At 62.8% G+C, this 18,861-nt stretch carries 22 protein-coding genes; 11 read left to right on the top strand and 11 right to left on the bottom strand.

The genetic code is table 11. The features are described 5' to 3' along the window. Nucleotides 1-51 precede the first annotated feature (51 nt). From AC50YA_RS03165 to AC50YA_RS03155, 3 genes are read right to left on the bottom strand one after another with little or no spacing between them, the layout of a single operon-like run. The gene (locus AC50YA_RS03165) at nucleotides 52-660 is read right to left on the bottom strand and encodes a DUF6036 family nucleotidyltransferase (protein WP_494980921.1); all 609 of its coding nucleotides are present in this window, start codon (nucleotides 658-660) and stop codon (nucleotides 52-54) included. Continuing rightward, complete coding sequence (locus AC50YA_RS03160) at nucleotides 657-962, bottom strand: hypothetical protein (protein WP_494980920.1); 306 nt, start codon at nucleotides 960-962, stop codon at nucleotides 657-659. Before AC50YA_RS03160 ends, AC50YA_RS03165 begins: the two co-directional genes overlap by 4 nt. 54 nt (nucleotides 963-1,016) lie before the next feature. Next, a complete protein-coding gene (locus tag AC50YA_RS03155) occupies nucleotides 1,017-1,277 on the bottom strand; it encodes a helix-turn-helix transcriptional regulator (protein ID WP_494980919.1) in 261 nt (86 codons plus the stop codon). Between the two features lie 1,157 nt (nucleotides 1,278-2,434). On the opposite strand from AC50YA_RS03155, the gene AC50YA_RS03150 reads away from it, so the two are divergent. Further along, nucleotides 2,435-3,673: an IS30 family transposase gene (locus tag AC50YA_RS03150; RefSeq protein WP_494981089.1), complete on the top strand. Its 1,239-nt coding sequence runs from the start codon at nucleotides 2,435-2,437 to the stop codon at nucleotides 3,671-3,673. A gap of 560 nt (nucleotides 3,674-4,233) precedes the next feature. Here AC50YA_RS03150 and AC50YA_RS03145 read toward each other — a convergent pair. From AC50YA_RS03145 to AC50YA_RS03135, 3 genes are all read right to left on the bottom strand, one after another. Beyond that, nucleotides 4,234-4,446, bottom strand: coding sequence for a hypothetical protein (locus AC50YA_RS03145; RefSeq protein WP_494980918.1), 213 nt, complete (start codon nucleotides 4,444-4,446; stop codon nucleotides 4,234-4,236). 256 nt (nucleotides 4,447-4,702) lie between these two features. Next, nucleotides 4,703-4,957: a nucleotidyl transferase AbiEii/AbiGii toxin family protein gene (locus AC50YA_RS03140; protein WP_494980917.1), complete on the bottom strand. Its 255-nt coding sequence runs from the start codon at nucleotides 4,955-4,957 to the stop codon at nucleotides 4,703-4,705. Then, nucleotides 4,936-5,433, bottom strand: a complete 498-nt coding sequence (locus AC50YA_RS03135; protein ID WP_494980916.1) for a hypothetical protein — start codon at nucleotides 5,431-5,433, stop codon at nucleotides 4,936-4,938. The genes AC50YA_RS03140 and AC50YA_RS03135 overlap by 22 nt, the downstream gene beginning before the upstream one ends. Nucleotides 5,434-5,651: 218 nt before the next feature. Between AC50YA_RS03135 and AC50YA_RS03130 the strand changes: the two genes are divergently transcribed. The 5 genes from AC50YA_RS03130 to AC50YA_RS03110 all read left to right on the top strand — a co-directional run bounded on the left by AC50YA_RS03130 (nucleotide 5,652) and on the right by AC50YA_RS03110 (nucleotide 9,249). After that, a complete protein-coding gene (locus AC50YA_RS03130) occupies nucleotides 5,652-7,247 on the top strand; it encodes a TOTE conflict system archaeo-eukaryotic primase domain-containing protein (protein WP_494980915.1) in 1,596 nt (531 codons plus the stop codon). Next, nucleotides 7,139-8,071 carry a DEAD/DEAH box helicase gene (locus AC50YA_RS03125; RefSeq protein ID WP_494980914.1) on the top strand — a complete coding sequence of 311 codons (933 nt, stop codon included), beginning with the start codon at nucleotides 7,139-7,141 and terminating at the stop codon, nucleotides 8,069-8,071. Before AC50YA_RS03130 ends, AC50YA_RS03125 begins: the two co-directional genes overlap by 109 nt. Before the next feature lie 137 nt (nucleotides 8,072-8,208). After that, on the top strand, nucleotides 8,209-8,415 hold the full coding sequence (locus tag AC50YA_RS03120) for a hypothetical protein (RefSeq protein ID WP_494980913.1): 207 nt from the start codon (nucleotides 8,209-8,211) through the stop codon (nucleotides 8,413-8,415). A gap of 175 nt (nucleotides 8,416-8,590) precedes the next feature. Further along, nucleotides 8,591-8,944 carry a type II toxin-antitoxin system RelE/ParE family toxin gene (locus AC50YA_RS03115; RefSeq protein ID WP_494980912.1) on the top strand — a complete coding sequence of 118 codons (354 nt, stop codon included), beginning with the start codon at nucleotides 8,591-8,593 and terminating at the stop codon, nucleotides 8,942-8,944. Further along, nucleotides 8,944-9,249: a helix-turn-helix domain-containing protein gene (locus tag AC50YA_RS03110; protein WP_494980911.1), complete on the top strand. Its 306-nt coding sequence runs from the start codon at nucleotides 8,944-8,946 to the stop codon at nucleotides 9,247-9,249. The genes AC50YA_RS03115 and AC50YA_RS03110 overlap by 1 nt, the downstream gene beginning before the upstream one ends. Before the next feature lie 1,383 nt (nucleotides 9,250-10,632). Here AC50YA_RS03110 and AC50YA_RS03105 read toward each other — a convergent pair. After that, entirely contained in the window at nucleotides 10,633-11,217 is a 585-nt protein-coding gene (locus AC50YA_RS03105) for a helix-turn-helix domain-containing protein (RefSeq protein ID WP_494980910.1), read from the bottom strand. A gap of 123 nt (nucleotides 11,218-11,340) precedes the next feature. Between AC50YA_RS03105 and AC50YA_RS03100 the strand changes: the two genes are divergently transcribed. From AC50YA_RS03100 to AC50YA_RS03090, 3 genes are read left to right on the top strand one after another with little or no spacing between them, the layout of a single operon-like run. Beyond that, nucleotides 11,341-12,411, top strand: coding sequence for an NAD(P)/FAD-dependent oxidoreductase (locus AC50YA_RS03100; RefSeq protein WP_494980909.1), 1,071 nt, complete (start codon nucleotides 11,341-11,343; stop codon nucleotides 12,409-12,411). Further along, complete coding sequence (locus AC50YA_RS03095) at nucleotides 12,408-13,124, top strand: class I SAM-dependent methyltransferase (protein ID WP_494980908.1); 717 nt, start codon at nucleotides 12,408-12,410, stop codon at nucleotides 13,122-13,124. The genes AC50YA_RS03100 and AC50YA_RS03095 overlap by 4 nt, the downstream gene beginning before the upstream one ends. Then, on the top strand, nucleotides 13,055-13,492 hold the full coding sequence (locus tag AC50YA_RS03090) for a hypothetical protein (RefSeq protein WP_494980907.1): 438 nt from the start codon (nucleotides 13,055-13,057) through the stop codon (nucleotides 13,490-13,492). The genes AC50YA_RS03095 and AC50YA_RS03090 overlap by 70 nt, the downstream gene beginning before the upstream one ends. A 713-nt stretch (nucleotides 13,493-14,205) precedes the next feature. Here the strand turns inward: AC50YA_RS03090 and AC50YA_RS03085 are convergent. Continuing rightward, nucleotides 14,206-14,424 carry a three-helix bundle dimerization domain-containing protein gene (locus AC50YA_RS03085; protein WP_494980906.1) on the bottom strand — a complete coding sequence of 73 codons (219 nt, stop codon included), beginning with the start codon at nucleotides 14,422-14,424 and terminating at the stop codon, nucleotides 14,206-14,208. Nucleotides 14,425-14,769: 345 nt separating this feature from the next. Between AC50YA_RS03085 and AC50YA_RS03080 the strand changes: the two genes are divergently transcribed. Then, the gene (locus tag AC50YA_RS03080; RefSeq protein ID WP_494981088.1) at nucleotides 14,770-15,354 is read left to right on the top strand and encodes an adenylate kinase; all 585 of its coding nucleotides are present in this window, start codon (nucleotides 14,770-14,772) and stop codon (nucleotides 15,352-15,354) included. A 217-nt stretch (nucleotides 15,355-15,571) separates the two neighbouring features. Then, entirely contained in the window at nucleotides 15,572-16,060 is a 489-nt protein-coding gene (locus tag AC50YA_RS03075; RefSeq protein WP_494980905.1) for a dihydrofolate reductase family protein, read from the top strand. Between the two features lie 96 nt (nucleotides 16,061-16,156). Here the strand turns inward: AC50YA_RS03075 and AC50YA_RS03070 are convergent, their stop codons facing one another. The 3 genes from AC50YA_RS03070 to hpaD are packed head-to-tail and all read right to left on the bottom strand — an operon-like array spanning nucleotide 16,157 to nucleotide 18,824. Then, nucleotides 16,157-16,966 (bottom strand): HpcH/HpaI aldolase family protein, encoded by an 810-nt coding sequence (locus AC50YA_RS03070; protein WP_494980904.1) that lies wholly within the window; start codon nucleotides 16,964-16,966, stop codon nucleotides 16,157-16,159. Then, complete coding sequence (gene hpaH, locus AC50YA_RS03065; protein WP_494980903.1) at nucleotides 16,951-17,736, bottom strand: 2-oxo-hept-4-ene-1,7-dioate hydratase; 786 nt, start codon at nucleotides 17,734-17,736, stop codon at nucleotides 16,951-16,953. Before hpaH ends, AC50YA_RS03070 begins: the two co-directional genes overlap by 16 nt. A 2-nt stretch (nucleotides 17,737-17,738) precedes the next feature. Further along, nucleotides 17,739-18,824 (bottom strand): 3,4-dihydroxyphenylacetate 2,3-dioxygenase, encoded by a 1,086-nt coding sequence (gene hpaD / locus AC50YA_RS03060; RefSeq protein WP_494980902.1) that lies wholly within the window; start codon nucleotides 18,822-18,824, stop codon nucleotides 17,739-17,741. Nucleotides 18,825-18,861: the final 37 nt, after the last annotated feature.

The raw sequence follows: 18,861 nt of genomic DNA, 5'->3' as shown, positions 1-18,861 counted from the left end.
GTGCACGCTCGTTTCTGTGGCGGCGTGGTGAGCGTAGGCCTGCGGAGCCTGTTAACAGAGCCCACGAGAGGGTGTCTGGACGCTTACTGCTCGGTAAAGGGGCGGATCAGTCTTCGGGCTAGAGGGTGGCGGCCGCGTCAAGGGCATCGTCCACGACGATGAGGTAGTTGTCCCGCCCGGCTGCGAGAGCGATGGAGTGTTGCGCCCGTACTTGCCGTAGGCGAGGTCGACGGCGTCGTTGGCGTTGGTGATGTTGAGCTTGCGAAGGAGCCGGGCGATGTCGAGGGTGTCTTTGTCGCGTTCGGCGGCGATTTTCATGGCCAGCGTTTCGGTGTCTGCGGCCTGGATGGTGAGTCCGTCGAGTTGTTCGAGTTTGACCCAGGTGGCGTTGTCGGGGACGAAGGCTGACGCGTTGGTGTTGAGCCAGTCGGGCGCGAGGTCATAGTCCGCGGCCATTTCGGCGACGACGGCGTGGATGGTGTGTGGGTGGGCGTAGCTGGCGTCGATGTCTGCGGTGGGGCGGTGGCCGATGCCCTGGAGGATGAGGGCGGCACCGCCGACGAGCTTGACGTCGCCGTGGGCGCCGGCTGCCTGCAGACGCTGGCCGCGTTCATGGAGGAGGGCACGGATTTGTGCGGCGGTGAGTTCTCCGCCGGTCATGTGGTGGCCAGGCTACGTTCGCGGATAAGGACGTTAAGGGCGGCGAGTTCCGGTGGCGTTTCAGCGCGGGTGAGTTCCTTCATGGGTGCCCGGATGCTCCGGAAGGACTCGGCTGGCATCCACGCCTCGCTGAGGGGTTTGATGCGGCGTGTCCATGGTGGCGCTGGTTGGCCGAGGCGGTGGGCGGTGTAGTTGGTGATGCCGGCGAGGGCCGCTGACCAGTGCGGGTCCTTGAGGCGGGGGCTGCGCTGGAGCAGCGGCCTGCCAGTGGTCAGGGATGCGGTGGCGTAGTCGGCGAGCATTTTGATTGCGAACTCAAAGTCGCGTTCGGCGATGAGCCGGGCGAAGGTTGTCGCCTAGTCGCGCCGTGCCGGGTCGTGGTCGCTGCCGCGGGGGATGGGATCCGTGGCGGCCAGGGACAGGCCTAGGGCGGTCAGGACGGCCAGGGTTTTGCCGAGTTCGGCTCGCTCGTGGCCTGCTTCCAGATCAATGAGGAACTTCCGTGACACGCCGGCCATGTCGGCTAGGGTCTGCTGAGACAGCCCGTAGGCTGTGCGCCGCGCGCGGATAAGGGCACCCGCAGCGGCGGGGGTCTCGATAGTTGTTTCCGGTAACATGGCATCCCTTCTACCGTCCATTATGTCACCGAATGGTGACATAAGCATTCTGAGGCGGGGGTCCGGCGGTTAGCTGCCGTTCATTCGGTTTGTACGGGGCCAGCATCATGGACGTTTCTGATCGGTCATGTGAGTCTCGGCCGAGCGGATATGAGATTGCCGAAGGGAGGTGCAGTCGCTGTGGAGAGATTGGATGCCGGCCGGGTTTTGTGGGCAGGAGCCGTTGCCGGCGGGCGTGCCCGCCGTCCGATGGCTCAGGTCCGGCTGGAGCCTCGGACTCTTTGTGAACACAACGAAGAACCGCACCTCTTCCATGTGAGGTGCGGTCGGTGGTTGGAAAGCTTGAAGGACAGATTTGGGGGTGTGGACAATGTCCACACTTCGGGCCTCGGATCATGTCGCATAGGGGTCGGATCGGGCCGGATGTTTCCGGGACTTGCCAGTGTTTGCAGTGGCTGGAATGCAGTTCGAGTCCCACCTGGGGCACGCATTCCCCCTCGTCAGGCGAGTTCTAGCGATCGTTGCAACACCCCCTGAAAACCGGGAGTTGCAACACCTTGGAAACACCATTGATGAATAATTCTTCCTTAACGGAAAAATCACCCCAGAGGAAGAAGCCTGTTTCGTCCGGCACGCCGGCCCGGAAGCGTCCTTATCGGAGCTACTCGTCGTCCGATCGGGCGGATTTCTTCTTGGCATTGGAGCGTCTGGGAAGCATTCCGCTGGCCGCCCGGGAATTGGGATTCAACCTCAGTACCTGCCGGGCCTGGGCGGGACCTTCCGGCAGGAAATCGGGCCAGATATACCCCCAAGCTGAGAAGGACAAGTTCTTCGTCTTGCTGGACCGGTTGGGGAGTGTGAGCCTCGCGGCCAAGACCATGGGCATCAACGTCCAAACATGCTTCCATTGGGCCTACAAGGCTGGCGCCGTCACCCGCAAACCCCGCACAAATCCGGTGGCCAAACAGTCTGCCACCCCAGAGCAGAAGGACGAGTTCTTCGCCGTCCTCGCTCGTGTGGGCAGCGTCAGCGTGGCCGCCCGGGAGCTCGGTCTGGCGAGATCGCAGTGCGTGAGTTGGGCCCGTCATGCCGGAATCGGGTCAATCCATCCAGGCGTGGGGAAACGCGCCGAATTCCTACGGTTGCGCGAAGCGGGCATCGGCCGGATGGAAGCCGCTGCCACCGCCGGTGCGAGCCGCAAAAGCGGGTACCTGTGGGAGAACGAGCGGGATGCGGCCAAGGACCGCGCCGTTGGCTCCAGAGCCCCGGAAGTGCCGTATAAACAGGAAGTGATTACTGCTTTAGCCGAACCATCTGCCCCTGTTGCGGCGCCGGAGGCCCCGCCGGAGCCGGTGCCAGCACTGCCACCACGGGCGGTGGCTTTGGAGGCCCTGGAGCAGCCCGTCAGCGCCCGTTACCTGTCCCTGCCTGAGCGGGAGAAGATCGCAGACCTGCGTTCCCAGGGAACCTCAATGCAGGCAGTCGGCAGGGCATTAGGCCGATCGGTGGGCACCATCAGCCGGGAGATCAAACGCAACAGCCACCCGGTGCTCGGCTACCAGCCCTACGGCGCCCAACGCACCGCCACCACGGCCCGCGCACGGCCCAAGGACAGTAAGCTGGCAAAACCCGGGAAGCTGCGCAACTACGTGGCGGAAAAGCTGCGCATCCGATGGTCCCCGGAGCAGATCTCAAACCTGTTGATCAAGGAATTCCCCGATGACGAGCAGATGCGCGTGAGCCCCGAAACGATCTACCAATCCCTCTACTTCCAAGCCCGCGGCGGACTCAAACGCGAGGTCAAAGAGGCCCTGCGCAGCGGAAGGACACGCCGCAAAAAGCACAAAAGCCCTGAGGAACGCACCAGTCGCTTCGGGGACCCTATGATCAACATTTCCGAACGCCCCGCAGAGGTCCAGGACCGCGCGATCCCGGGCCACTGGGAGGGCGACCTCATTACCGGAGCGCACAACCAGTCGGCCATTGCGACGCTGGTCGAGCGCACTACCCGCTACGTGATGCTGGTGCACCTGCCGGTGGACCACACCGCCGAATCGGTCCGTGACGGACTGATCATGACCATGGGGACCCTGCCAGCGCATTTGCGAGGATCCCTGACCTGGGACCAAGGCGTCGAAATGGCCAAGCACAAGGCGTTCAGCATCGCCACCGACATGGACGTCTACTTCTGCGACCCGGCCAGCCCCTGGCAGCGCGGATCCAACGAGAACACCAACGGGCTGCTGCGCCAGTACTTCCCTAAAGGCACGGACCTGAACTCCTACGGCCCCGAGGACCTCGAACACGTCGCACAGGAACTCAACGCCCGCCCCCGCAAAACACTCGGCTGGAAAACCCCGGCCGAGTCACTTCGTGATTTACTGATAGCCAACTGACCTCGGGTGTTGCATCGACCCCTGGAATTCGCCTCAGAGGGGGTTTTGCTTTTTATGTGTGTACATTTGACCCTCCGCGGGTCCCTCTGACACTGGCCGTGGTTGGCCTTCACTTGTTCATGTCCCGGCGCTGTGATGAGGACATGACTAGAGGGAAATTTCTTGAGGATTTTTCTCCTCGGTTCCCGTCTTTCTGTCGACGCGAAGGGATGCGTTGGGGCCGAATGTCCGTCCAAAGGGGTGTGGACGGTGTCCACACCCGGCTGCTGGCTTAAACGGGGTGTGCACAATGTGCACACCCCGTCCCTCGGGCAACTTTAGACCTCTGCGGATGCGAGGATGACGTCGAAGCGGGTGCGGGCCCAGGCATGGTTGCCCAGATCGCGGCCGTCCGGTGGGCTGGGGGGCGAAGCGTTTGATCAGGGCGTCTTTGACGCCGAAGGCAGAGTGGCCGATCAGCAACCGTCCGGGTGCGGGGTGAAACCTGACAGGTCAGGCATGGATCAGCTTGAAGAATCACCCGGGTTCATCCGCGCGCTGGCAGCAGGAATCGGCCATGGCTAGAGCAGTTCCGGGCCGGGTCCTGCGTTTCCCGGCCCGATGAGGTCGGTGGCGTTATGGGCTGCGCTGGGGTTTTGGGTGGCTTTGTGAATTGTCTCGGCGAAGCTTAGGAGCGTGGAACTGAGCGTGGGGAGTTCACGGGGCGGCAGGCCGTATTTGGTGAATTCTGTGGTTGGGAGGGCCCGGTGCCTGGCGATGGATGACGCGAACATTGGCAGGTCCAGGTTCGGGTCTCGACGTTGGCAGAGCCTGATGAGCTCCTGGTGTGTGAAGCGTCTGCTGGTGATGATGGAGTAGGCGTCGAGGTAGTCGCGGGCGTACCCCCGGCCGTAGACGGCGAGCAGCTTGGATGCTACCGAGTCCTTCAGGGAGAGTATCGGTCCGATATCGATGATGGCGGGTGAGTTCTCCCACCAGTCCAGGCCAAGATCGATGACGACGGCTTCCTCGTCATGTCCTACGGTGACGCTAGGCGAACTCGTCGTACTGTCGGGTGATCTCGACTGTGTATCCGGAGTCTTCGAGCGCGTCTGTCATCTTCTGTACCGATGCGGCGAAGGTTGCCGGTGTGTGGCGGCGGTGCAGGGCGAAGAGGTCGATGTCCTCCGAGGGGCGCTGGGTGATGCCGTGTTCAATCAGGGCTTGGCCGCCGGCGAGGATGAAGCCATCATCTGCCAGGACAGTAAGGGCGAGCTTTGCTGCTACGCGCTGAGAGTGGTCCACGAGGGGTGCTCTTTCGCTTCGTGGTAGGCGGGGAGTTCGGGGAGGGATGTTTCCCAGAGCTGCCTGCACCGTGCGGGCAGGATCATTGTCGGCCACAGGGCGGTCAGCCGTTCTGCCTGGACGATGCGGCAGATTTCCTCGATGGACCCAGAATTTTGAAGGGTGAGTTGGTACAAAACTGAGCAGCTGCCGTCGTCGTCCACGTTGTAGGTTCTTTCTGGTCCCCAGTCCAGGTGGAGCGGGAGTTCCACGGATCCGGTGGCGGGGCCTTGAAGGTCTTCGAAAACGTCCGGGACCAGGTACACGAGGGAGTCCGCGATGGTGTGGCGGTGCGCGACCGGGGTCAAGACATAGTCGCGGAGCCGGGTGCGGATGAGTTCGGACACGGACGTACCTTCCCAAGCTGCTTTGCGGTGGGCTTCGTTCCACAGGTCATCACTGACGCGGATGGTGTGCCGTGGCGTCCCTGCCGACATGGCGCGCTCCTGACTATCAGAGGGTTTGACCTTCACAGCCAAGTCTACGTGGTGTCATGACACCGCGCGGGGCGGCTTTTTCGGAGTTGCCAAGAGAGGCCAAGCCGGCTGTGCACAATGTGCACACCCTGGGCTTCGGATTGGTTCTTACTTTCGTGCTAGTTGGATGACATTCTTCTGGTTTCGGCGTGGTGGCTTATGCCGACCACAATGGAACCGTGATTGAAGACACTCCTGAAGCTGGTGGTCAAAATGCGTTGCCGGGCCTTTCCGACGCGGCAGATAGGGCGCTGAGACGTGAGCTCGACGAATTGCGCCTCGATAATGCCAGGCTGCGGAAACTCTTGGAACTCACGGAAGTGGAATCAAAGGCAGCACACCTGGCCCAGGCTGTAATTCCTGCGGTGTTGCACCATGGTCCGGTAACCATGGAATCGTCTCCGGAAGCGAAAATCCGTCTGTTCCAGGACCTGTTCAGGGCGCGCAGGGATGTCTACGCAGTCCGGTGGGAAAACTCGCGGGACGGTAGCTCCGGCTGGGTTCCTGCGGTCGCCGGTGGTTGGCGCAAGGGCGCGAACATCGCGGGCGCCAATTTCCTGCCGCTCACTCCGTTCGTTGTTGCGGATCATTTGCGCGGGGTGCAGCACATTGGCCTCTATCCCTTGACTGAACAGGACACCTGTTGGTGGGTGGCGGCGGACTTTGACGGAGGCGCCGCAATGCTGGATGCGTTGGCGTACGTTAAGGCTGCTCGCTTTCGGGGAATTCCTGCAGCGTTGGAAGTATCCCAATTAGGACGTGGCGCCCATGTGTGGATCTTCTTCAGCACAGCCATACCGGCGTCCGTTGCACGCCAGCTCGGCACCGGTCTCATCCACGAGGCGATGGCATTGCGTGGCAGCATGAGTCTGGCCAGCTATGACAGGCTTTTTCCTGCCCAGGACGTTCATTCGGGCAAAGGCATGGGTAACCTGATTGCTGCGCCGCTGAACGGCAAGCGCCGCCAGCACGGCACTACGTTGTTCCTCGACACTACGACCCTCGAACCATATGAGGACCAATGGGCGTACCTGTCCAGCCGGGATCGGCTTTCGGAGCGGGAAGTTCGTACCCATGTCCGAAGGCTGCCTGCCGTCAAGTTGGGACAAGAGGTTCGCCGGCTCGAACTGCCGCTATCGTCCAAGATCGTTCCACGCCCCGCTCTGATCGTCCGAGTCGCATTCGCATCACGCCTTACTATCAAGGCAGCAGACCTTGGACCAGCCATGATCTCAGCCGTCAAGCACGCCGCTTCCATGCCGAACCCTGAGTTCTATGAACGCCAACGCCAGAGGCGATCCACCTGGAATATTCTCCGATACCTGCGCAACTACGACGAAACGCTTGACGGCGATCTCATCCTGCCGCGTGGGTTGTTGCCCTTCTTGAAGCAACTGGTCGAATCGACTGGCAGCTCGCTGCGCATTGATGATCAACGGTCGGAAGGCACTGCCCACAGCTTCGAGTGCTCGGCCCGCCTGCGGGCGGAACAACAAGATGCCGTGGACGCCGCCACTGCCGCCGAGCGCGGAGTCCTGGTGGCCCCGCCCGGTACCGGAAAGACCGTTATGGCGTGTGCTGCGATGGCACTTCGTGGCGTCTCAACGCTCATTCTGGTTGACCGCAAGCCTTGGCGGAGCAATGGCGCAGCCGCATCCGTGAGTTCTTGGACGAGCAGTGCGGCCAAATCGGAGGTGGCCGTGCCAAGACGACGGGTCGGGTCGATGTCGCGCTTTTGCCTACGCTGGCACGGCGGGAAAATGTTGCCGAGCTGACCGCCGGCTACGGTTTCGTCATCGTGGACGAATGTCACCACGTCCCGGCGGCAGCGTTCACCCACGTCATGAACCAGATCCATGCCCGGTACTGGCTGGGGCTGACGGCCACACCGTACCGGCGGGACAAGTTGGACTCGCTGATCTACCACCAGCTCGGCCAAATCTCACACACGATTTCCCTAGCTGTTCCGCAGCAGCTGCCAACGCATGCACGCGAGATTGCCGAACCGACGCTGACTTTGGAACTGCACCGGACCTCATACGCGTACGACGGCGCCGCAGACCCCAGCGAACCGGGCGGGATCTCTGCCATCCACAAGGACTTGATCGCCAATGAGGAACGCCTAAAGCAAATTTACGACGACGTCATTGAAGCTTACGAACAGAACTCCCGAATCCTTGTACTGACTACGTGGAAAGCCCATCTTGAGTCCCTGAGGTCCCGGTTCGAGGCGGCTGGTCCGAAGCCGGTGGCTTTCACTGGAGCGATGAAAGCCAAGGAACGACAGGCCGCCGTCGAGCTTCTTGCCACCACCGATGATGCGCAGCCTCTGCTGGTCTTGGGCACCGGCTCATACATTGGAGAAGGCTTTGACTGCCCCAAACTGGATACCCTGTTCCTTGCATCGCCTGCGTCGTTCAAAGGCAGATTGGTCCAGTACGTCGGCCGGGTAATCCGGCCATACCCGGGGAAAACTGTGGCGACTGTTCACGACTACTACGACGAATCGACACCCGTACTGGCAGCATCCCTGAACAAACGGGCGCCAGGGTACGTCTCGCTCGGGTTCCCCGATCCGCGCAAGCTCAAAAGTAGATGACATCGTCCCCAGGACCGTAGGCGGCGGTGTCTGCGTTGCCATAACACTTCGGAACCGTATTCTCGAGAGGTCACCCTCGGGCAGCCGGATACGTCTCACGCCAGTGAACTACCTGATACCGCTTAGTATCATCGAACATGGACATGAACCTGAGTGTTTCAGAAGACGGTGACCGCCGTCCGGGTGAGCCTGCTGCCAAGGCGCGCACCTCCAAGTCGGCGCTTCTTGGTCAAGTTGCCGGTTCGGACGTCCAGCGTCACCGGCACAGGCAAGAAATCAGCGCGGGCCTGGACTTCGTTATGAGCCACGACGCCGGGCTGCTGAAGCGCCTTGAGGATGCCTGAGTTCTCGCCTCGAATACGACGACATCATCGCCTTGCCAGGTCTTCTTCTCTGCGACGCACTGCCTGGCCACAACCGTCATGGGTGTGACGGCTCGTCCCTCCTGCACGTCCAACAAGTGGCCGCACGCAATATAGTACTTGAGTTGTAGAACGCCTGAGTTGTATGATGGACTCGATGTGGAATGTTGACGTGGGACTAGTTGAGCCGTGGCTGTTAGGTCTTGACCAAGACTCTTATGAACAGATTGTTGCTGCATTAGAGCTTCTCGCCGAGCGCGGACCTCAACTTGGTCGTCCATTGGTCGACACAGTGGTTCGTTCACGGCATAAGAACATGAAGGAGCTGCGGCCGGGATCGAGCGGGCGGTCGGATCTGCGAATCCTGTTTGCCTTTGATCCGGAGCGGCGGGCGATCTTGCTTGTCGCGGGGGACAAGACGGGCAACTGGAGCAAGTGGTACAAGACGAACATTCCGGTTGCTGATGACCTGTTCGATGATCATCTGAGGATTCTGAAAGGAGGGGCATAGTGGCGAAGTCCATAGAGGAACTACTGGCCAAGCGTCCGGGTGACCGGGCAGCTGTGAATGCCCACAAGAAGCGCATGGTCGATGAGGTCCGGGCCTACCGGCTTCGGGAGCTCCGCGAGGCCTCTGAGCTGACGCAGGTCGAGCTGGCTGGGCGCCTGCATGTCAGCCAGAACAGGGTGTCCCGCATCGAGCACGGTGACATTGATCGTGCCCAGGTCGATACTTTGCGGAAATACGTCGAGGCGCTCGGCGGCCGGCTTCGTGTCGAGGTTGAACTCGGCGACGAACGAATCCAGATCGCCTGACGAAGCGACGCGGAGCGATCCGCGACGGCAGCCGTCTTGCCCGTACAGCGAGGTCTAAAAGGTGGGAAAAAGGGGTGTGCACAATGTGCACACCCTGGGCCTCGGATCGGGCCGTACTGGTTCCGGACTGGGCCGGATTGGCGATGTATTCGGGACTTCCCAGTGTTTGCAAGGGCTGGAGTCCCGTTCGAGTCCCACCTCGGGCACGCGTCTTCCCTGTTCAGGGGCTTGTGGGCCTCTGACTGTGCACAAACTGTTCACTTGTGGCGCCCTTCGCGGGCCTCTTGGTTGGTGGCCGTCCTGTTCGCCCACCGGAAAGGTGCCTGACCAAAGTTCCGTGGTTTCGGCCGGCCTTCTTTGGAGCTGCAGGATAGTTCGGGACTTCGATCGGCTATCGTCATCGTTCAGGATTAGTCCTCAAGGAGGGCTGCATCGAGCGTTGACCGATATCGTGCGCCAGGTTCACGAGGAGTCTCGTGAACAGGGGGCAGACTCTTGGGGTTGGCGACACCGGGGTCTCGGCTGCTCGTATGGGTCGTGCGAATACTTCTCAGGAGTAGGGTTGCCCTAGCCGACGAAGGGGTCAAGATGAGCTACAAATATCGAACCGTCCGGGTTCGCGGTACAGAGCAGGTTGGAACAATTGCCCGGAAGCATGGAAGCGGACCTGACATCTACGAAACGTCCAAGGACCCGAGTACATCAGTTGTTCCGGTGTTCTTCGAGGCAACTGGCGAGGTCCGTTTTTTCGACAGGTTGATGCTGGAGGACGTCGTGGCGCCTGTCAGTTAGCAGCGAAAGTACAGCAATGGTCATGGGCGTGGAAGCCCATCCGCAATTAGCGATGAAGGCACAATCGGTGGCCCGGGTCCACCCGCTGATCGACTGTAACAACGCACCGCATGGACTCTGATGCTCTTGATTAACGCCCATCGCCATGACTTCAGCACCGATGCGGCATTTGATCTCGTGGTTCGTGTAGCCGTCGGCGATGTCTCCTTGAAGTTGGCGCGAGAATGATTGCTACGCACCTCGTCAGGCGGTAGGCGCGGGTTGGAACTCCCGGTAAACGGTGGCACGGGAAACGTCGAACAGTTCTGCCGACTCGTTTTGGGTGTGTGCGCAGGCCGCGTGAACGACGCGGAGGTGCCGCGTCCTGGCGGGTCTGAGATCGGGTTGGTTTGCACGGAACTTGCCTTTTGCTATTCGCAATTGCCATGCCTTCGAGTGTTCTCAATCGGATAACAAAGGCCCGCTTCAAGTTCTGCAGTCATACCGAGGACGTTGAAGAGTCGGCGGTCCACCGAGTCGGCAGGGTCATCGATCGATTCGCCGACGTTTGCCGGGCAGGTATCAAGGACTGAACCCCTCGGACTTCTTCGGCTAAGAGGGCTTGGGCCGCGCTCGTACGTGCATCCGCTCGCCCTGCTGTCCAAACAGACTGATGAACTCGACGGGTCTGCCGTCGGCGCTGGCGAACCAGTGCGGTGTGTGGGTGTCGAATTCCGCGGCTTCGCCAGGGCGAAGTTCAAAGTCCTTGTCGCCCAGCACCAGACGCAGTCGTCCGTTGAGGATGTAAAGCCATTCGTAGCCTTCGTGAACGCGCGCGTCGGGCTCTGCCCCGCGGGTATCACCGGCGAGTACCATCTTGAAGGCCTGTAAGCCACCCGGGCGGCGCGTGAGCGGAACAGCCGTCATGCCGCCATGGGTGATGGGCCGGAGGTGAATTCTCGGATCCCCGGTGGGCGGGGCGCCGACCAGATCATCGAGGGGAACACCGTACAACCTCGCCAGGGGCAGCAGGATTTCGAGGTTTGGCCTGCGTTGGCCGGATTCAAGGCGGGATAGGGTGCTGACCGATACTCCGGATGCGGAGGACACTTCTCCTAGGGTGAGGGTCCGTTCCGTTCGGAGTGCACGAAGCCGGGGGCCGACCGCCCCGAGAACATCGTCTAGGTCATTTGTCATACCCCACAGTTTGCCATAACGGCAATACTGTTTGTCAAAACTCGTTCATGCGATGGAAGCTGGTGTAACCGCCCGAGGACGCTGGCGGCGAACGATCAGTGACGCGACGAAGGACAAATCAGTATGGACACCACACGGTATGACGTTGTAGTTGTTGGCGGCGGGGCGGCGGGACTCAGCGCGGCCACGACGCTGGGCCGGGCGCTGCGCTCGGTGCTGGTCATCGATTCCGGAACTCCACGCAACGCAGCCGCGGCGGGTGTCCACGGTTATCTTTCCAGGGACGGTATGAACCCCGGGGAACTCCTGTCTATCGGACGCAGCGAAGTGCTCTCTTACGGAGGAACGGTCATTGACGGCGAAGCCGTTTCGGCACGGCGAACCCCCGATGGATTCGAAGTGATTCTCGAAGATGCCCGCAGGGTCTCCGGCAGGCGCCTCCTCGTCACCACCGGCTTGACGGACGAACTGCCTCCCATCGACGGGCTACGGGAGCAATGGGGAAAGGGCATTGTTCACTGCCCCTACTGCCACGGCTGGGAAATCCGCGGGCAACGGATTGGAGTGCTGGGCGCAGGCCCGCTGTCCGTCCATCAGGCACTGTTGTTCAGGCAGTGGTCCCGGGATATCACCCTTTTCCTCAACGACACCGTGGAACCCACCGACGAGGAGTGGGACAAGCTCGCCGCCCGGTCCGTGACAGTCGTTGACGGCCCCGTGGCTTCTGTTGATGCCCTCGATGGTGTCCTCACCGGGCTCACGCTCCGCCAGGGTCCCTCGTTCGACATGCAGGCCCTGGCTGTCGGAACACGGATGGAGGCCAGATCCGCGCTTCTGGAATCCCTCGGGTTAAATCCCCAGGTGCATCCGTCGGGGGCCGGACGGTTCATCGAGACCGACGCTATGGGTGCGACGGTCGTCAGCGGCGTGTATGCGGCAGGCAATGTCTCCAACTTAACCGCTCAGGTGATCACCGCGGCGGCCGAGGGTGTCATGACCGGCGCAAAGATCAACGCCGACCTCATCGAAGAGGAAACCCGATGGGCCGTTGAGGGGCACTTCGGCCCCTTCTCGGCCGCCTCGGAAGCAGCCGTCTCCAACACCGTGCAGGGCCACCGGCGCCATGGCCTTGATGATGGGCAGAAAACCACCGACATGGGCCCTGCGGCCACAGTAGAAAGGGAATCAGCATGAACCACCAGCCCCACCAGCACCCTGGCAGCCATGACCAGCACCGCGTCCTCGACCTCGACGCCGAGGTGTTCGGCGACCACCTCGCAGCCGTCCTGGACTTAACCGGGGTGTCAGCTGCACACAGTGTCGTTGACCTCGGCGCCGGCAGCGGCGCAGGTAGCCGGCTGCTGCGCGATCGGTACCCCGCCGCCGCGGTGACCTGCGTCGACAACGACCCGCAGATGCTTGAGCTGCTTCGCGAACAGGGCTTCGCCGTGATCGAGGCCGACCTCGACGACGGCTTCCCTGCGCTTGCCGGCTCCTTGATCACGCCGGATCCAAAGGCCGAGGCGCCGGTTGACCTGGTGTGGGCATCATCCTCGCTACACCACGTCGCCAACCCCGCCCGGCTCCTGTCGGAGGTCCGCCGGGCACTGTCGCCGGGTGGGGTCCTGGTCGTCGTTGAGCTTGCCGCTCTGCCCCGCTTCCTGCTGGAGCAACGCTGCCACGCCGCTGCAGCGGCCGAGGGGTGGAACGTTTCCTCGCCGTGGCGGACTTATACGAGACGCCGGCCCCTGTCTTCTCCATGGGCGGTTCTGCGTTCCCCGACCGCGTTATCGAATTCCTTCCCACCGACTCCGACGTACCGGGCACGGTCCGGCTGTTGCGCTCGGGCTGCTACGTCACGCACGACCACGGCACCTACGCTCAGGTCAGCCCCGTTCCAGGGCTGATTCCTGCTCTCACAGTCCGGGCGGTGGTGCTGTCCGCCCCGGAGGACGGGATGGTCATTGCTGGTGCGGGTAAACGGGAACTGCCTTACGACGCCGGCCTGCCAACACTGTTGTCCGTTCGGACCGCGGAAGGCACCAGAAAGCCGGACGCGACGGGCGTCATCGAAAAGCTCTTCGACCACCATGCCGTCCTGACCGGGGCCACGGGAATAGACGTCACCGATATTGTCGAATTCGGCATCTCTCATCCCTGCTCCGCGTTCGATCGGTGGCACGAATTCATCGTCACCGACAGCACCGGCGAGACGGACGTCTGGCACACCAACTTCCATCGGCAATCGATAGAGGCAACCACAAGCGAAAAGTAGTGCCAGCGGACCTGCCATCCTGGAGCTGCAAAGTCCAGAAGCTTGACCTCCACCGGATCTAGAGGCGTGCCGCTCGCAGGGAGTTCGGTCAACCGCACAGACTTTTTGTCGCCACAGCCAGCCGCACTCAGTCAAGAGTGACCGGCTTCGGTGGCCGGCGATCGGGTCACGGTGATTCTGGATGAGTTTGCAAGCCAACTTCCCTGACCGGCGTTCCTAGCGGCGCGCTGCCGCCTCCTTGATTATTGAAGCGACGGCGTGGGGTTGTGAATCGTACACGGAGTGGCTTGCGGCGACCTCGGACACGGTTGACCCGGCTCGTTCCGACATGGCGTGTTGTGCGGCGGTGGGATCATCCGGTCTTCGGTGGCGATCAGGTACCAGCAGGGTAAGGTCCGCCAGGCAGGTTGGGTGACGGCTCCTTTGAGGGCGTCGACGCCCCAAGGGACCTGCGAGTCGGCCATGAAAGCGGTCTGCCCGGGCGGGCACGTCCGCTGCGAAGGACGCGGCGTTCAAAAGTGGGGACCAGGCTGTCCGGTGTCACTGGCGAAAGCTCAGGTTTCGGCTAGGCCCGGCAGGGCGGCGAACGCCGCTACCTGGCCGAGGAATATCGGCACCGCACCCCGAGCGTGCTCGGCTACGCCGGGCGAAGCGCAGAGTCGAGTAGAAGTTAACAGGATTCCCTGACGAACTCCGACGTGGTTTGGGGGACGTCAGATTTCCGTGGTCTGGTGAGAGAACTCGCGGTTCAGTTTGTTCTTGGCTCCGTGTTCGACAAGGGTCGGGATGTAGGTCCGGATCCGGCTGGCATCCAGTGTTTCGTATTCTTCTGTTACGACCTGGACGACCAGGGGCCGCGGTGCGTCGGGATAGCGTGCAGCGAGCCGATCGGTGACTTTGGTGATGGTGTCATGCTTCTCCGTATCTTCCATCCCAATAGTTTGAGGCCAGGTGGGCTGTGGCGTCCATCACTTTCGTTAGGGTGCGTGGAAGCGTCAGCACCCCATTGTCGGTCGTGTCCTCCGTCCGATGGCTCAGGGCCGGCGAGAGCCTCGGATTGTTTGTCAGCACAACGAAGAACCGCACCCTTTGAATGCCGCTCACTGCACCAGCACCACCGGTAACAGCACAAAGGCCAGAGTACGGCGGCGGGGATACTCCGACGTCGTACTCTGCTGTCAGGCGCCGATGCAGCCCGGCCGCAACCTCCGGATCAGTAGCATCGGGCCAGGACGACGACGTCCATAAAGCCAGCAAAGGGGTATTGAATGACGAGAATGCTGATTATTGGTCCGCCCGGATCCGGCAAGGGAACGCAGGCGGAACGGATCTCGGAACGCCTCGGCGTCGTGGCGATCTCAACCGGCGACATTTTCCGCGCCAACGTCAAAGGCGGGACACCGCTCGGTGTCGAGGCCCGGAAGTACATGGATAACGGAGACTTCGTGCCGGACAGCGTCACGAATGAGATGGTGCGGAACCGCCTCAGCCAGGACGATGCCAAAGAGGGTTTTCTGCTGGACGGCTACCCTCGCACCGTTGCGCAGGTGGACTACCTCGACGGAATCCTCGCTGCAGGCGAACAGAAGCTCGGCGTGGTCCTGCAATTGACCGCGGACGACGAGGAACTCGTCTCGCGCCTCCTGGGCCGGGCCAGGGAAACTGGCCGGAGCGACGACAACGAAAGCGTCATCCGTCACCGGCTGGACCTGTACCACCAGCAGACGGAGGCCGTGGTGGCCAAGTACGCAGGCCGCGGGATCCTCACCAAGGTGGACGGGTTGGGCGGGATCGGGGACGTCACGGACAGGGTCCTGGGCAGCATAGGCGACCTGCTGAGCGTGCCCGTTCGCGGACTGTAGCCCGCAACGGCGGGATGACGACGGCGGTTCCGCCCGCCGTCGTCCTCCCGCCGTTTGGTGTTTAAGAGGGAGGCAACGGATGTCGGTGGTGGCCCTTTCCTGATTCAACGCGGCCCCCTTGAACGTCCTGGTGCTCCAGGGCTAGCATTGCCGGCGCGGGCGCCGATGGGGCACTTGTCCAGCGTGGTGCCGACGTCGATCAATCGAGGAGACGGCCATGGGCGAGACAACTGCAAAAGCGTCATCAGCGTTCCTGTTGGTCGACCTGATCATTTCCCTGGACGGGTATGCCGAGGGCTCGGGATGCTCCAAGGACGAGGGGGCCAGCCTGACCGGCCTTTCCGCCGTGCCCAAGGTCGTCTACTCCTCCACCCTCCAGACGCCCCTGACTTGGCCGAACTCGGAGCTGGTCACCGGCGACGCGGTCCAGGCGGTGACGGAGATGAAACGGACCAGGACCGGGACCTTGAGCACCCTGGGTAGCCTCAGTCTCTGCCGGTCGCTGCTGACCGCCGGCCTCGTGGACAGGTTCCGGCTGGTCGTCTTCCCGGTGATTACGGGCAGCACCGGGAGGGGGCGGATCTACGACGGCTATCCGGACGTCTCGCTCGAAATGGTGAACAGCAGGACCTTCGACGGTCGGCTCCAGATGCTCGAGTACATCCCCACCGTACTCAGCGGTCCGCCGGGCGCCGGCCCCACCTGAGTCAACTCTTGGGGTTCCCTGTGAACGAGTTTGTCGAGATCCGGAGTTTCCACAGGCTCAACCACCGGGCGACAGGGTCAGCCACCGGGAGCGGCGTCAGTAGCTGGCGGGGGTTTCGCCTTCGGAGGGCTTTGTGAACCCGGCGGCGAGTGCCTCCGAGCCGCGGGCCAGGATGGCGACGTCGGCGCCCACCAGGACAAAGGCCGCGCCGGCAGCCAGGTAGCCGCGGGCGGTGGCTGGGTTGAACGCGTTCACGCCGGCCGGTTTCCCTGCTGCCTGTGCGGCGGCAAGGCCGTGTTCGACGGCGGCGCGCACCTTGGGGTGTTCCTGCTGTCCCAGCAGCCCCATCGAGGCGGCGAGGTCGGAGGGTCCGAGGAAGATGGCGTCCACACCGTCCACGGCCAGGATGTCCTCGACGGCCTCAACTGCCGCCGTTGATTCGATCTGCACCGTGACACTGACGGTTTCCGACGCCCGGGCGAGGTAGTCCGGGACACGGTTCCAGCGTGAGGCCCGGGCCAGGGCGGAACCTACGCCGCGGACGCCGTGCGGCGGGTACCGGATGGCGGCGACGGCGGCCTGGGCTTCGGCGGCCGAGTTCACCATGGGAATCAGCAGGTTCTGCACTCCGAGGTCCAGGTACTGCTTGATCAGCACGGTGTCGTTGACTGGGGGCCGGACCATGGCCTGGACCGGGTAGCCGTTGATCGCCTGGAGCTGGGCGAGGATGGATTCGAGGCCGTTGGGGCTGTGTTCGGCGTCGATCAGGAGCCAGTCCAGGCCGGATCCGGCGCAGAGCTCGGCGATCAGCGGGCTGCCGGAGCAGACCCACATTCCCGCCAGGGGGCGGTCGGCCGCGGCAAGTGCGTCGCGGAACGTTGTGTCCGGTTCTACTCGAAGCGGCATGTGATGGCCCCCAATGGTCCGTAGTCGGCGTGGACGGTGTCGCCCTTGTACACCCACAGTGGGCGGGTGAAGGAACCGGCGAGGATGATGTCCCCGGACTTCATCCCGTCGCCGTGGGCGGCGATTTTGTTGGCGAGCCAGTGCACCCCGTTGGCGGGGTGGTCCAGGACGCCTGCAGCCACACCGGTTTCCTCCACGGTCTGGTTCTTGTAGAGGATTGCCGAGACCCAGCGGAGGTCCACGGCGTCGGGTTTTACGGGGTTGCCGCCGATCACCATGGCGCCCATCGCAGCATTGTCTGCGATGGTGTCCACGATGGTCCGGCCCTCCATTTCGATCCGCGAGTCCAGGATCTCCAGGGCCGGCACCACGTAGTCCGTGGCGGCCAGGACATCGAAGATGGTGCAACCGGGTCCGGCCAGGTCCTTCTTCAGCACGAACGCGAGCTCCACCTCCACCCGGGGATGGGTGTACTGGTCCCACTCCACCGAGCAGCCGGTTCCGAGCACCATGTCATCGAAGATGGCGCCGTAGTCCGGCTCGGTGATGCCGGTGGCGGCCTGCATGGCCTTGGAGGTGAGGCCGATCTTGCGGCCCACCAGTTTGCGGCCGGCGTCCTCGTTGCGCCGCCGCCACAGCTGCTGCACCGCATAGGAGTCCTCCACCGTCATCTCCGGGTAGCGGGCCGTGAGGCGGGGGACAGGGGTGCGGGTCCGGGCAGCTTCCAGGAGCTCGTCGGCGATGGCCTCAATTGTCTTCGCGTCCAGCATGGCTAGAGCTGCGCCCCGAGCTTGAAGCCCGTCCGGTCTCCTTCGGGGGCCCCGTTCTTGCGGGTGTAGGAGAAGCCGTCGGCGCCCACGGTGACCGCCATTTCGCTCTTTTCCTCACGGACGATGACGGGCTGCGGGTTGCCGTCAAGGTCCAGGACCAGGGAGGCCTCGGTGTACCAGGACGGGACGACGGCGTTGCCCCACCAGTCGCGGCGCTGGTTATCGTGGACGTCCCAGGTGACTACGGGGTTGTCGGGGTCGCCGGTGTAGTAGTCCTGGGTGTAGATCTCGATGCGGTGGCCGTCGGGGTCCAGGATGTAGAGGTAGAACGCGTTGGACACACCGTGCCGGCCGGGACCGCGTTCGATGCGGTCGCTGATGCGCAGGGCGCCCATTTTGTCGCAGATCTGGATGATGTTGTGCTTCTCGTGGGTGGCGAATGCGATGTGGTGCATGCGCGGGCCGTTGCCGCCGGTCAGGGCGGTGTCGTGCACGGTCTGCTTGCGGTGCATCCAGACGGCATAGGTGACGCCGTCGGAGTCCTGGATGTCCTCGGAGACGCGGAAGCCGAGGTCCTCGAGGTACTTACGGCCCTTGGGGACGTCCGGGGTGACCTGGTTGAAGTGGTCCAGGCGGACCAGTTCGCCGGCGGAGTAGAGGTCATAGCGCTGCGTGAGGCGCTCCACGTGCTCCACGTCGTAGAAGAACTCGTAAGGGAAGCCCAGCGGGTCCTCCACGCGGACGGAATCGCCCACGCCTTTGGTGAAGCCTTCCTTGCGGCGTTCGGTGCGGCAGCCCAGTTCCTTGTAGTAGGCCTCGGCGGCGTCCACTTCGGCGGGGGACTTCACCCGGTAGGCAAAGGCGGCGACGGCGGCGGTGGGTCCCTTGCGCAGCACCAGGTTGTGGTGGATGAACTCCTCGAAGGAGCGCAGGTAGATGTTGTTTTCGTCTTCCTCGGTCACGTGCAGGCCGAGGACGTCGACGTAGAACGCGCGGGACTTGGCGAGGTCGGTGACCACAATCTCCATGTAGGCGCAGCGGACGATGTCCGGAGCCGGGACGGAGGGGGTGCGTACAAAATCAGTCATGAGGTTCTCTCTTCCTTGAGAATGGGCGGGGCGGCGC

It is taken from the genome of Pseudarthrobacter sp. RHLT3-21 (genome assembly GCF_059383495.1).
The sequence above is the reverse complement of the archived record's forward strand: the minus strand, read 5'-3'. Positions and strand labels throughout refer to the sequence as shown.